Here is a 13,617-nt window from a genome sequence, read left to right as displayed (position 1 = left end):
TGAGCTTGTTGAGCAAGCCGAGTTTCCGTGAATGCTAGAGCATGGTTGAATAGCTTGCGGACCGTGGATCCGTTATTTTACCCAGTATAGTGTTTTTTCTATGGCGATCGGACTGGAGATCCTTTATTTCGCCAAAATACACTATTTTTGAATGAAACATTAGCAAATAACGGATTCTCTGTCCGATCGCTCTGCAAAAGTAGCCACATTCCATGGAATAGCGGATTCTCTGTCCGATAGACCGCTACCAAGCTTACAGGAAACTTATTCCCAACTCTGCAGGGGTATTTCCTAGAGGGGGGCGCTTCCCTCACCGGGTCAGCAAGGGTACCCCGGTGGGGCACCTCCCTTCAGCCGCTGTCGAAGTCGTGTTCCTTTGATTGGTAGGCTTGCCGCATTAGGAACACAAGCTTCAAACGCCGACGCTGACACTCCTCCACCCAACTCCCATTCCCTCTCTTGTCTACTCTGCTCTGTGATTTGAGCTGCTTCCTTATGGATTAGTAAATGAAAAAAGGCTGCTTACGCAGCCCTAACCCTTACACAATATGCAACCTCAGAATCACGGCCTAGTACTTTACAGGTCCCGCAATAATCTGCTTTATTTTCTCCAACGGCGCTTTCGGCTCACGATCGTACGTGAGCAAGCCGTTGATTTCTTGCTCTACGTCGGTGAGTTGGGTATAGCAAATCCCTTGCACGTGAGGAGATTGCAGGAAAGGCTCAACGACATCGGACAGCTTCTGTACGAAGTCCTCCTCGTTCTCCGCTCCGGAGTAGCCCCAGCCCTCCCAATGGCTCTTCTTAAACGCAATACCCCCGAACTCGGTTACGAGGATCGGCTGCCCTTTATACACCGTGCCTCCGACTAACAGCTCCCGCCGATGCGGCTTGCCTCCGATCGTCTTTTCCAAGGTGGAATACCGTTCGGTCAGGTCGTCCCTTCTCCATGCGTAATCGTGAATCGTCACGAGGTCCGAATCCATTTGCTCCCAACCGTCGTTGCTCACAACCAATCGGGTATCGTCCAACGACTTCGTCAAATGGTACATCGCCAGCGTATGCTGCTGCTGTCTTTTGTCGACCAAAATATTCGGCACGCCCCAGCTCTCGTTAATCGGCACCCAAGTCACGATGCAGGGATGGTTGTAATCCCGCTCTATCGCTTCCTGCCACTCCTGCGTCACTTTCCGTACGTAGTCTTCGGAATACTGGTAGGCGTTGGCCATTTCGCCCCATACGATGTATCCCAGCTTATCCGCCCAGTACAAGAATCGGGGATCCTCGATCTTCTGATGCTTGCGCGCGCCGTTAAAGCCCATCGCTTTGGCCAGTTCAATGTCCTTCCGCAATGCCTCATCGGTCGGAGCAGTCAATATGCCTTCCGGAAAGTAGCCTTGATCAAGCACAAGCCGCTGGAAAAAGACCCGGTTGTTAAGCATCACTTGCCCTGCTTCAACGGAAATCTTCCGCATCCCGAAGTAGCTTTCCACATGGTCTACCTGCTTGCCGTTGTCGTATAAGGTTACCGTAATATCGTACAAGTTCGGCTTGTGCGGCGACCACCATCTCCCCAAACCATGATCGTTAAAATCATGCAGCCTAACCGCTCTTGTTTCTTCCCTATGGTGTATCGCGAAAGTCGTACTCGTCGTATATTCATCCTTGAAACGGATGTCGATTCTAGCCTCCAGCTTGCTTCCCGCTGCAGGGACCTCATTCAGGAACGTCCGGATTTCAATCTCGTTCTTATCGATATCCGGCTTGAACTTCAGCTTCGCAATATGTACCTTATGAAGCGGCTCGAGCCAAACGGTTTGCCAAATGCCCGTAGTCCGCGTGTAAAAGATCGAAGCCGAATCCTCCTTCCAGTACTGCTTGCCCCGGGGAAGCGTCACATCGCGGCTAAAATCCTCCGCACGGACTACGATCACGTTCTGATCGGGTACAAGAGCCGCCGTAATGTCGGCCTGAAACGGAGTATGGCCTCCTTCATGGAAAGCAACCCGTTTGCCGTTCACCCATACCGTGGCTGCATAATCAACGGCACCGAAGTGCAAAATGATCGATTGACCCGACCAGTCCGCCGGAATCGTAACGACACGCCGGTACCAGACCAGATCATGAAAGCCGGTCTCACCGATAGAACTGAGCTCGCTCTGATAAGCGAACGGAACTTGAATGGTTCTCGTGAAAGACTTCAGACCCGAACCCCACTGTTCTCCGTCCCCGACACGATTATCGTCAAACTCAAACTCCCACGTTCCATTCAAATTCATCCATGCTTCCCTTACGAGCTGTGGTCTCGGATATTCGGGGCGCGGCAATTGTTGAGCTTCATTCATATCTTTACGTCCTCCCATTTAATTAATTTATAAGTTATAATAATAATATAATAGTTAATATTATGAGATAGAACGCTTATTGTCAACTAAAAAGTTGATTCGTTAACCCTTAGGTTATATAATTCGAGTATATAGGAGTGTGAACGCATGAATCTGAAAGTAACGACCCAAAACATGAGTATTCTGGAATGCTTCTCTTCGGAAACCAGAGTGCGGATTATTGAACTGTTGAATGGCGCTCCTTACAATATCGGCGAACTGGCGGAAGCTTTAGGCGTCTCATCGGCGATGATTACGAAGCACATTCAGAAGCTGGAAGAGGCAGGAATCATTGCGACGGAAAATGTGGTTGGCAAGCGGGGTACGCAAAAGCGCTGTTCGCTCAAAATGGATCAGCTTGTTCTCGTATTGCGCCAAGAAAAAGCTGAGCCGGAACACGACGCAACCAAATATTCCGTGGAACTGCCAATCGGGCAATATTACCGTTACGAGGTACAGCCTACTTGCGGATTGGCATCATCCGACGGGCAGATCGGGATGGCGGACGATCCCCGCTATTTCGACGATCCTGATCATACGAAGGCGGAGCATCTCTGGTTCGCGAGCGGTTACCTCGAATACCGTATCCCGAATTATCTTGTAGGGCAATCCAAACCGACCCGGATTACCGTATCATTGGAAATTTGCTCCGAGGCTCCCCATTATAATGAAAACTGGCCGTCGGACATTACCTTTTCCTTGAATGGGGTCGATGTGGCAACCTGGACTTGTCCCGGTGATTTCGGCAGCAAGCGCGGCGTGTATACGCCCGATTGGTGGATACACACGCAGTACGGCCTGCACAAAACCATCTCCGTCACACAGGAAGGCTCGTTCATCGACGGGGTGCGAAGTTCCGATGTTCGTATCGGCGATTTGCATATCCACTCCGGACAAGAGCTGCTCTTCCGGATTGCTTGTCCCGAAACGGCCGTTCATTGCGGCGGAGTCAGCCTGTTCGGCAAAGGCTTCGGCAACTATCCGCAGCATATCGTGGTTACGCTCTCCTGCTAGCAGAGCGGACTATAACAAAAAAGCCTGAGGCAGTGCCTCAGGCTTAAGCTTGTTGAATGCCTTGAATTCAAAATAGGCCACATGGCTGCAACCTGACGTGAACGCTAGCCCGGTCTTACGGATAGAACGTGTTTTGCGGTGTAGTCGTCGGGCACCAGCGGGAGTTCAGCAGGAAGCGGATCAAGACGTCCTTCGCCGAAGACGTTCCGATATAATGAAGCGCTTCCGCTGCATGGCCGCGCACATAGCGATTCTCGTCCTCCAGTGCGATTTCCAGCGCAGGCACCGCTGAATCCGCTTCGGCTCCGAATCGGGTCAAAGACAATGCCGCCATGAAGCGCACCTGAACGTCTTCGTCCTTCAAGCCGGCCGTCAGAGCTTCCACGACTTGAGCCGCCGGCTTCTTGATCAGCGACAGCGCATCTACGACCGCTTGGCGGATCACGACATCCGTCGAGCCGTTGAGCAGGGCAACCAGCTTAGGAACCGCGGATTGCGCCAGGTGGCTGAGCTCGCCGAGCGCGAACACCGCATGAACTACAGTTTCCGTCCGCTGGTCCCCAAGCGCTTGCTCCAGACCGGCGACGGCTTCAGCTCCTGCAATGGATAAGCCGTAAGCCGCTTTGCGGGACACTTTTACGTTCTCGTGGTGAAGCGCCTTCACGAGAGCTTGTACGCCCGCCTTGCCCATCGTCCCCAGCTCGTATGCCGCATTCAATGCCGTAGGCTCGAACGCATCCTCCAATTGCCCAGCGACGGCGTTCGCTTGCGCTTCATCCGCTTCCGCCGTATTGGCTACGCTGCCGAGGCGTCCGGAAAGCCAATTCCAGGTTTCCTTCCACATGGTCTCGTGCTCGACGATGCTCGTGCTGAACGATGCAGGCTGCTTCCATTCCGGCTCGATGCAATCCCAGCTAGGCGCTGCAGGAGCTTCCGTGCGCATAAACTCGAACTTCAGCATGAATCTCGGCTGACCGAGAATGTTCGGCGTAGAACGATGCCAAATATCGTAATGGATCAGGGCAAAAGTGCCTGCCTTGCCGCTCGCCACCGCTTCGCCTTCGACATCGTCGGACTCGAACGTGCGGGTATCGTAGTTTTGCGTTCCCGGCATCACGCCTGTCGGTCCAAGCTCGACCGGAGTATCCTGCGGGAAGTACATGACCATCGCCCACCATGGATGATGGTTGCGCATTCTTTTGTAACCCCAATAGCTGTCTTTATGCCAGCCGCCGGCTTTGGGGGAAGCGTTGAAATGGCCGTGTCTATGGGTGTGCATCATATAGTTAGGTCCAAGCACGCTCGTCAGGGCGCCGGTCACGATAGGGTGATCGAACACCTTTTGCAAATCGCGTACGCGGGGCAGCAGGTTGTTGCCGGGATTACCTTCTTCCTGATAAACCCGGTTCAGCTGCTCGCTCAAGCTGCGGTGGAATTCCTCCGAGAAGTCGGTTTGAAGAATTAAGAAGCCCTCGGTAATAAACGTTCTCATTTGCTCATCGGTCAATAAAACCTTGTTTTGACTGGTCATAGCTTACCTCCTGAAAGGAATGAGTGGGATGATTGACTTGACTCTAATTATAGCCATCCTGCTCCACGAGACCATGGAGAAAGATAATTTGAATTTACACAATCATAAGATTTTCTCCTAGCTCTTCAAGAATGCTGCATTTACACAGACTCCGTGCTGCTAATTTATTGCGGAAGTCGGATTGGACAGGTTTATCGGTTATAATCCCCTTATAACGATACAAAGCGGATCTTTTTCGCGGCGAATCCAATGATATGATGAAAATCGCAGAAGTAACATCCAACCAACATTATCCCGAAGGTAGTGAGTCTCATGCACAAACCCGATCGTCACAGCAATCTGCCCATATACCAACAAATTGTCGACGATCTCGAAAGAAGAATATCCTACGGCGAATTTCCTCCGGGCAGCCCGCTTCCCTCGGAGCGGAAATTGGCGGAGCAGCTGGGAGTCAACCGCAGCACGGTTATTCTTGCCTACGCCGAGCTTCGAAAGCTGGGCATTGTGGAAAGCCAGCAAGGCAGCGGAACACGCGTAAGCAAGTACAAGTGGGGTGCTGTCCCGAAATATACGCCGAACTGGCACAGGTACGTGGAAGGCGGCAGCTTTTTGCCCAATGTGCCCTTCTTGCGTCGAATCCGAGAAGCTCTCCAGGCGGATCCCGCCTTGATTGATTTTGCGGGCGGCGAGCTGGCGGGCGATATTTCCCCTGTAGCGGAAATTAATCATCTCATGAAAGAAAACCATTATTCCGACTATTTGGGCTACGACAATCCGCAAGGATTCGTCCCGCTGCGCCAAACGCTGGTTCGTTATTTAAGCCAATATCGCGACATTCATACGACGGATTCGTCCATTCTTATCACCTCGGGCTCCCAGCAGTCGCTGTACTTAATCACCCAATGCCTGCTGGCTCCCGGGGACGCGGTGGCTATCGAAGACCCGTCCTACTGCTATTCGCTGCCCATGTTCCAATCGGCCGGACTCCGGTTGTTCCGCCTTCCCGTAGATCACAATGGAATCCGTCCTGAAGAGGTTCGTTCCCTGTACAAGAAGCATCGGATAAAAATGATCTTTTTGAACCCGAATTTTCAAAATCCGACCGGCGCGCTGCTCGCCGAAGAACGGCGCCTGGAGCTGCTCGATATCGCGAGCGAACTGGGTCTGCCTATCGTTGAGGACGATCCGTTCAGCCTGACCGCTTACGACGGAAATCCGCCCCGGCCGTTAAAGGCCATCGATTCCTTCGGCTCCGTTCTTTATATCGGCTCCTTCTCCAAAATGGCGGCCTCCGGGCTACGGATAGGCTGGATGGTCGCGCCCAACACGGTAGTCGAACGGCTTGCCGATGCGAGGCAGCAGATGGATTTCGGACTTAGCGTCGTTCCGCAAAACGTTGCGTCCCTCTTTTTGCAGTCGGACTATATGCAGCCGCATTTGGAACGATTGCGCAGAAAGCTGAAGGATAAGCGGGATAAGGCGGTCGAAGCGCTGCGTAAGGAGCTTCCGGATTTGGTCAGCTTTACGGTTCCGGACGGCGGGCTGCATCTATGGTGCAAAATTCACAGCGAGGTTAACGATGCGCTGCTGCTGGAGGAATCCATCCGAAGGGGCGTCGTGTTCGTGCCGGGGAGCGTCTACGGCTCCGATTCCGGTTACGTGCGGTTTACGTTTGGCAGAGCGAAGGCTGACGAGGTGATCCCCGGCCTGTCCCGGTTTGCGGAGGCGCTCAGGAGCGTGCTGGCGAAGAACCGTTAGCCCATGTAGGCGGTACCTCGGCCGGCTCGTTTGGATGACGCAGGTGGCCAACCTGCTCAACTAATATCTCGGTCAGCTGGTTATTTGTCCATTCCGCGTTGCAATCGTTTACGTATACTAGGTACGAATACCACTACTAAAAGAGGTGATCCGTACCGGTGAAATTCAGTGTCATCATCCCGACTTACAACCGATCCTTGCAACTGATGCTGACTTTAGCCTCGTTCGAAAAACAGACCGTCCCTATGGATCAATTTGAAATTATCGTCGTCAACGACGGCTCCAGTGACGATATTTTGGAAAGGCTGCAGCATTATCAGCCCCCCTATCGGCTTCAAGTCGTCTCATTGAACGAAACCTCGGGGCGGTCCGCAGCACGGAATGCAGGCGTCCATGCTTCCCAAGAGGACTACCTAATTTTTTGCGACCCGGATTTTCTTGTCACTCCACGATTTATCGAAGTGCACGCCGCCTACCATAAAAAATATCCAAATGCCGTCGTATCCGGAGTACCCAAATTATGGAAAAGCATCTATACGCACCTTCATGCCGACTTCTCCGACCAGGAGAGGCTTTTTGCGGCTGAGGTCCTGCAGCGTGCCGGCTTGTGGAACGACCAGTATGCGGAGCAGAACCGCACCTTTGAAATCGTAACTCCGGAAGACGTTCGCAACGAAACGGGGATGGTGCAAAAGGTCATCGCTCCTTGGGACATAGCCGGTCCGATTCAAAGACAGTACAGCAAAACCGACGTCGCCCCTTGGCTGCTATGCGTTACCCGCGACGTGTCCATGTCAAAGCAGCTGTTCCAGGATGCGGGCGGTTTTGATGAGAAATTCCGCAAATACGGTTTTGAGGATTGGGAGCTCGGATACCGGCTTCACCGCAAAGGCATCAAGTTCATCAGCATGAAAGAAGCACTAGGCTACCACCAGGAGCACTCTTCAGCCTCCCGCCGCGACGATCCGGGCAACAACAATTTAAAAATGGGGCTGCAGACGCACGGATGCAAGGATCCGGAGCTTAGTCTATTTACGGTTATTTCCCCGTCGGAGGATGTGCAAATCTATAAAAATTCGCTGCGCATCCTGCAAAAGCTGCGATCAAGCAATCGCCGGCGCACCCGATATTTGGCCAAAATGATACGAAGAGCCTGCACGAAATGCGCGAACCTGCTGCTGTCTGAACCGGATTCTCCGGAGCACAGCCGTTTCCGATCCGTCTTAAGATCCGCCTTCATAGAAACGGATCGTGTATTTTCGCTGCGGCGTGCCTCAAAAAAGCGGAAGCTTACAAAAATAAAGCGAATTATGGCAGCAGCTTCCTTGAAGCTTGAGGAACCTGACGACAAGAAAACAGCAAAGAAAGCTTCAAAAAAGAAAAAGTCCCGTAGAAGAAGAAGCTGGCGGCCTTCAGCGAGAAAACGCAGGAGAGCTGCTGCAGGCAGGCGCAGGCGGTATTCACGTTAACCGCAGACAGGCCGGCACCGGAGGCTGGTAATGCTTGTTGAGAAGACCGGTAAAATCGAAGGGGTGCCCCGGCGGGGTGCCTCCTTCCGGCGGCTGTTCTACATCAGGATTTTTTATGTCTCGAGGAGATACATAGCAGAAAAAGCTCGTACGCTTTTCAAATAATTAGATAAACACCTATTCACCGATGCACCTGAGGGGATTTCGGTTATTTTGCCCTTTTTTCCCAAATGATAGGTTCCGCGCTCTATGTTACCTTAGCATTAACACCTCGCACCGACTCCATTGTCCATCCCATGTATCCAAATAAGGAGCGATTGATATGAGTATGATTACCGTTCGGGATGTCAAAACGATTTTGACCGCACCCCAAGGCATCAATCTCGTCGTCGTCAAGATCGAAACCTCAGAGCCCGGCCTTTACGGCCTTGGGTGCGCCACCTTTACCCAGAGATATTTAGCCGTAGCCGCCGCAATCGAAGAGTATTTAAAACCGTTTTTACTAGGCAAGGATGTTCAGGCCATTGAAGACCTATGGCAATCCGCCATGGTCAGCTCGTATTGGCGCAACGGCCCGGTGCTCAACAATGCGCTGTCGGGAGTGGATATGGCCCTGTGGGATATTAAGGGGAAAATCGCCGGCCTTCCCCTCTACCAGCTGTTCGGGGGCAAATCCCGGGAAGCGGCCGCCGTATACCGCCATGCCGACGGACGCGATTTGCAGCAGCTCGAGGATAGCGTCGCTGCGCTGAAGGAGCAGGGATACCGGTACATCCGCTGCCAGATGGGCGGCTACGGAGGCAAGGGCCACAAGCTGCACTCTCCGGACCGTTCGGCGCCGGGAGCTTATTATGACCCGAATGCTTACGCCCGCAGCGTTCCCGTTCTATTCGACCATATCCGCAGCAAATTCGGCTTTGAGCTGGAGCTGCTGCACGATGTCCATGAACGGCTTGCTCCGATTGAAGCCGTGCGTCTCGCCAAGCAGCTTGAGCCTTACCGGCTGTTTTTCCTCGAAGACATGCTGCCTCCCGAGCAAATCGATTATTTTCAAATGATCCGCAATCAATGCGCGACACCGCTCGCCATGGGCGAATTGTTCGTCCATCCGATGGAATGGACCCCGCTCATAGCGAACCGGCTGATCGACTTCATCCGCGTACATATAAGCGCAATCGGAGGCCTGACGCCTTCCCGGAAGCTCGCGATCGTATGCGAAGCATTCGGCGTTCGTACGGCATGGCACGGACCGGGCGACGTTTCCCCTGTCGGCCATGCGGCCAACGTCCATCTCGACGTCAGCAGCCATAACTTCGGAGTTCAGGAATGGACGCCTGCGAACGAGCTGCTGACCGCCGTGTTCCCGGGGACTCCGGAAGTTCGCGACGGCTATGTCTATCCGAACGATAAGCCCGGTCTCGGCATCGATATCGATGAGAAGCTGGCTGCCAAGTACCCGTGCAACAACAAGCTGCCGGAATGGACTCTGGCCCGCCTGCCAGACGGAACTTCCGTAAGACCATAATGGACAGGTCGTTGTCTATTTCGCATAAAGGAGCGAATCTATGAAAATCGCAGTAACGGGAGCGAACGGAAACGTCGGCAGACAGGTGCTGTCCGAGCTGCTGACGCATCACTACGAGGTCAGAGCGCTAACTCTCGCGCCTTGGGAGGAATGTCCGGATGATGTGGAGCCGATGCAGGTCGATGTGAAGAATTTCGATCAGGTAAAGAACGGGCTCGCCGGATGCGATGCGGTGATCCACCTGGCAGCTTATCCAAGCCCTCACGGCCCGTCGGAAAGCGAAGTGTTTGCCAACAACGTCATGGGCGTCTACCATGTTCTGCTCGCTGCAGGAGAGCTCGGGATTCGCCGGGCCGCTTGCGCCTCCAGCGACTGCGCCTACGGGATCACCTACAGCCATAAAGACACGAGGCCGATCTATGTTCCCGTAGACGAAGAGCACCCGTCGGCTCCGGATAACTGCTACGGCATGTCCAAGCTTGCCGGAGAGCAGGTTGCCGAAGGAATGGCGAAACGGTTTGATCTCACGGTAGCCTCTTTACGGTTTACGTATGTGATTAGGCCCGGGAATTATGCGCAATCCGAATTTAGCCGGTCCACGGGCGATCCTGAGCTGGGACCTTGGAATGTATGGTCCTATATTGACGGACGCGATTGTGCGCGTGCCTTCCGTTTGGCCATAGAACGGCCTTTCACAGGCCATCAGGTATTCAATATTGCGGCGGCCGAGCAGCGTACTACCGTGCCTACAGCTGAGCTTGTAAGCAAGTATTATCCGGACGCGGAAATCCGCAAGCCTTTGGACGGATTCCGAAGCCTGCTCGATTGTACGAAAGCGGCCGAGCTGCTCGGTTTTGTCCCCGAATACCGCTGGAGGGATTTCGTACGGTGAATCAACTAACAACAGCCATGCGGCAGGCTGTGCTTGTTGAGAGACCCGATTCCATCGAAAATGTGAAACGAGGGTAGGTGGGGTATCACCACTTACGATGCCAGTTTTCCTATGGAAAACTCTTTGTTTTTAGTAAAGAACCACCAAAACGTCTTCGGTGGGTTACCTCCCTCCAACCATGTTTTCAGGATCGGACAGGAAATCCGTTATTTCCTGAAATGAAGCTGATTTGGGAGTGTGATCGGACAGAGAGTCCGTTATTTGCTAATTTTACCGTAAAAAACGATATGTTTTTTCAAAATAAAGGATTTGTTGTCCGATCACCCCACAAAAAGGGGTGTTTTTGATGAAATAACGGATCTACGGTCCGTACAAACTCAACAATGCTCTCCAACGGACGGGTATACTAGTTTGTCCGGTGAGAGAACTATGAAACCGAATGAACCCGGTTTCAGCGTTATCCCGACGAAGGACTTCCTTCCGGAGCATGGAGTTCATTGGCCGCTTCTCATCGTCAATTTAGAGAAAACAAAAGAGGTGTTATCACTCCTACTGGAGATAACACCTAACCTTACAGTTACTCGACAGCCTGCCATGAGTCAAGCTCAGCTGTTATCGATAATTCAAGTCCTGGATCGAAGCTCTCCGCTGTACGGATGCTTTCGTTTCCGCCGGAACAATGACAGGAGTATATCCCTCCACCTCTTGAATGGTCTGTATCAATCGAATACGCAATTGCTCGACAATCGGCTCGAACTTGTCCAATCCGATTAAATTGGTCAACTCATACGGATCCGCATCCAAATCATACAGGAATTGTTCCACGTAAGTATCCGAGGAGCTGTCTTTCCACCCGCTTTTGTCAGGCGCCTCCACGCTATATTTCCAGCGCTGCGTACGAATAGCGCGCCCCACCTGGGATTCGCTGATTTGAACAAAAATATCGTCGGGACGATCTTCCCTTATCTTCCTTACAGCAGGAACAATAGAGTGGCCTTCCATCGTATCCGGTACGGGAATGGATGCTGCTTCCAGCAGCGTAGGCGGCAAATCTATCAAGCTGACCAGTCTTTGCACCCGGCCGCCTCCGGTAAAGCCCGGACCCGTGATCGCGGTCGGCACACGTAAAGAGCTGTCGTGGCAGGAGCGCTTGTATTCGCTGTTTCTTGTTTTGAAATGGCAGCCGTGGTCCGAGGTAAACAGGATAATGGTATTATCGGATAAACCGAGACTGCGCACTGCATCCATTAATCTGCCCAAAGCTTCATCCAAACGTTTGACCATGCCGTAATATCCGCCGAGATGCTGCGGAGCGCTCCCTCCGAGAGCCGTCAAGTCAGGCGGGCTCCATTTCCCCGTGTACATTCCTTCATAGCCAATGGGTGCAGGATAATTATCTAGATGATTCTGATGATGAGGCTCTATATAAGATAAGAACAGGAAGAAGGGGTCCTTCTGGTGCTCGTCGATGTAACGAATCGCAGCATCCGTCATCGCATCCACCCGGTAGCCAGGCAGTTTCACCGCTTCATTGCTGCCGTTGTACATTACCGTATCATACGAATTCGATGTGAATTCCAGCAAATTGGAAGCCAGCCAATACTCATAGCCGCCTCTTTTGCCGGTGGGCACCGGCTCTTCATCCGACAGATGCCATTTGCCAATGTAGCCGGTTCGGTATCCGGCCTCCGTGAAATAGTGCGCCAATGTTTTGCTGTCTTCCGGCAAAGGGATGCCGTTGCGGTAGCAGCCCGTCGTCGTTGCATACCGTCCGGTTTGCAGGCACGATCTGGCCGGACCGCATACAGGCTGGCATGTGAAGGAGTGTGCCACATGCGTCCCTTCCTGAGCCATACGGTCGAAGTTGGGCGTTAAACCCAGCGGATTTCCATGTACGCCTGTAGTATCCCAGCGCTGCTGGTCTGTAAAAAATACGATCACATTAGGTTGCGTTTGTCGGTTCATAAGCCTCTCCTCCAGTCATTAGCCGATAGATGATTGCTCGCTGTTGCTAATTTCAAACCGTTGCTTTTCTCGTCGACTCCCGAACGATGAGCCGGGCAGGCAGGACGGTCTGGATTTTGGAATAAGCCCTCTGTCGCAGCAATTGCTCAAAGGTGTCTACGGCTGTTTTCCCGATGCGGTAAATCGGTTGATGCACCGTGGTCATAGGCGGATTCAACAAAGGAGAAACGGAGTAATCGCCGAAGCCGACCAATGAAATGTCGTCCGGCACCTGAACTCCGAGGCTCTGCAGTTCATTGCCGACAGCCAGCGTGCCCCGGTACGTAGTGCAAAATATCGCCGTCGGCCGAACCTCCTGAAGCACTTTTTGCACCATATGCCGAATGTCGGCTTGACCACCCAGTTCAACGACCCAATTTGCTTCTGCCTTTATATTATTCGATTGCAGCGCATCATGGTAGCCCGTCACCCGATCCACATCGCATGGGTGTAAGATCGGGGCATGGAATAGCGCGATTCGCTCATGCCCGAGCTGGATGAGATGCTGTACGGCTTCACGGCAGCCACCGGTATTGTCTATATCGACCCAAGAGACGTCCGATTCCGGATAGGACGCGGCAATGACCACATGCGGAATGCCGCATTGCACAAGTGATACCGGCAGAGCGGATTGTAACGGCGGATTAATAACGAATAATCCCTTGAGGCCGTTCGAACGGCAAAAGTGTGCGATATCTTTGGTTTCACTCAAGGCTTTGCCCGAATACGGGATTAAGGTCAAATGCATATCAAGGGAGTACGCGGTCTCCATCATTCCGTTCATCAACTCCCCCATATATTCGGGGAATGAAATAGTAGGCGTAATGACGCCGATCGTATCCTGACGATTCGTTACTACAGTAGGCCGAAAGCCGTGCTCATTCATATACCGGATGACTTTATTTCGGGTATCTTCATTCACATCCGGCTTGTTGTTCAGTATGCGGGATACCGTAGAAACCGATACCCCGCATTCCTCCGCGATTTTTCTTATATTCAAGAGAACGGACCTTCCTTCCTCTGCCGCTTCCTGCAGCTCG

At 52.7% G+C, this 13,617-nt stretch carries 9 protein-coding genes; 5 read left to right on the top strand and 4 right to left on the bottom strand.

The annotated features are described in order from the left end of the window. Positions 1 to 569 precede the first annotated feature (569 nt). Positions 570 to 2,345 carry a glycoside hydrolase family 2 protein gene (locus DVH26_RS12695; protein WP_239634049.1) on the bottom strand — a complete coding sequence of 592 codons (1,776 nt, stop codon included), beginning with the start codon at positions 2,343 to 2,345 and terminating at the stop codon, positions 570 to 572. Between the two features lie 147 nt (positions 2,346 to 2,492). Between DVH26_RS12695 and DVH26_RS12690 the strand changes: the two genes are divergently transcribed. Next, positions 2,493 to 3,398: an ArsR/SmtB family transcription factor gene (locus DVH26_RS12690; RefSeq protein WP_239634048.1), complete on the top strand. Its 906-nt coding sequence runs from the start codon at positions 2,493 to 2,495 to the stop codon at positions 3,396 to 3,398. A gap of 115 nt (positions 3,399 to 3,513) precedes the next feature. Here DVH26_RS12690 and DVH26_RS12685 read toward each other — a convergent pair whose 3' ends face one another. Next, complete coding sequence (locus DVH26_RS12685; RefSeq protein WP_239634047.1) at positions 3,514 to 4,929, bottom strand: HEAT repeat domain-containing protein; 1,416 nt, start codon at positions 4,927 to 4,929, stop codon at positions 3,514 to 3,516. Positions 4,930 to 5,241: 312 nt separating this feature from the next. Here DVH26_RS12685 and pdxR point away from each other — a divergent pair, with 312 nt between their 5' ends. From pdxR to DVH26_RS12665, 4 genes are all read left to right on the top strand, one after another. Then, the gene (gene pdxR, locus DVH26_RS12680) at positions 5,242 to 6,687 is read left to right on the top strand and encodes a MocR-like pyridoxine biosynthesis transcription factor PdxR (RefSeq protein WP_239634046.1); all 1,446 of its coding nucleotides are present in this window, start codon (positions 5,242 to 5,244) and stop codon (positions 6,685 to 6,687) included. Between the two features lie 158 nt (positions 6,688 to 6,845). Then, entirely contained in the window at positions 6,846 to 8,156 is a 1,311-nt protein-coding gene (locus DVH26_RS12675) for a glycosyltransferase family 2 protein (RefSeq protein WP_239634045.1), read from the top strand. A 322-nt stretch (positions 8,157 to 8,478) separates the two neighbouring features. Beyond that, positions 8,479 to 9,681 (top strand): enolase C-terminal domain-like protein, encoded by a 1,203-nt coding sequence (locus tag DVH26_RS12670; RefSeq protein WP_239634044.1) that lies wholly within the window; start codon positions 8,479 to 8,481, stop codon positions 9,679 to 9,681. Between the two features lie 40 nt (positions 9,682 to 9,721). Further along, positions 9,722 to 10,573, top strand: a complete 852-nt coding sequence (locus DVH26_RS12665; RefSeq protein ID WP_239634043.1) for an NAD-dependent epimerase/dehydratase family protein — start codon at positions 9,722 to 9,724, stop codon at positions 10,571 to 10,573. Positions 10,574 to 11,185: 612 nt separating this feature from the next. Here the strand turns inward: DVH26_RS12665 and DVH26_RS12660 are convergent. Both DVH26_RS12660 and DVH26_RS12655 read right to left on the bottom strand, forming a co-directional pair. Then, complete coding sequence (locus DVH26_RS12660; protein WP_239634042.1) at positions 11,186 to 12,538, bottom strand: sulfatase family protein; 1,353 nt, start codon at positions 12,536 to 12,538, stop codon at positions 11,186 to 11,188. A 52-nt stretch (positions 12,539 to 12,590) separates the two neighbouring features. Next, entirely contained in the window at positions 12,591 to 13,577 is a 987-nt protein-coding gene (locus DVH26_RS12655; RefSeq protein ID WP_239634041.1) for a LacI family DNA-binding transcriptional regulator, read from the bottom strand. Between the last annotated feature and the right edge of the window lie 40 nt (positions 13,578 to 13,617).

The organism is Paenibacillus sp. H1-7 (assembly GCF_022354825.1).
In the GTDB taxonomy this organism is placed as follows: Bacteria; Bacillota; Bacilli; order Paenibacillales; family NBRC-103111; genus Paenibacillus_S.
Note: the sequence above shows the minus strand (reverse complement) of the source record. Positions and strands in the feature narration are given on the sequence as shown.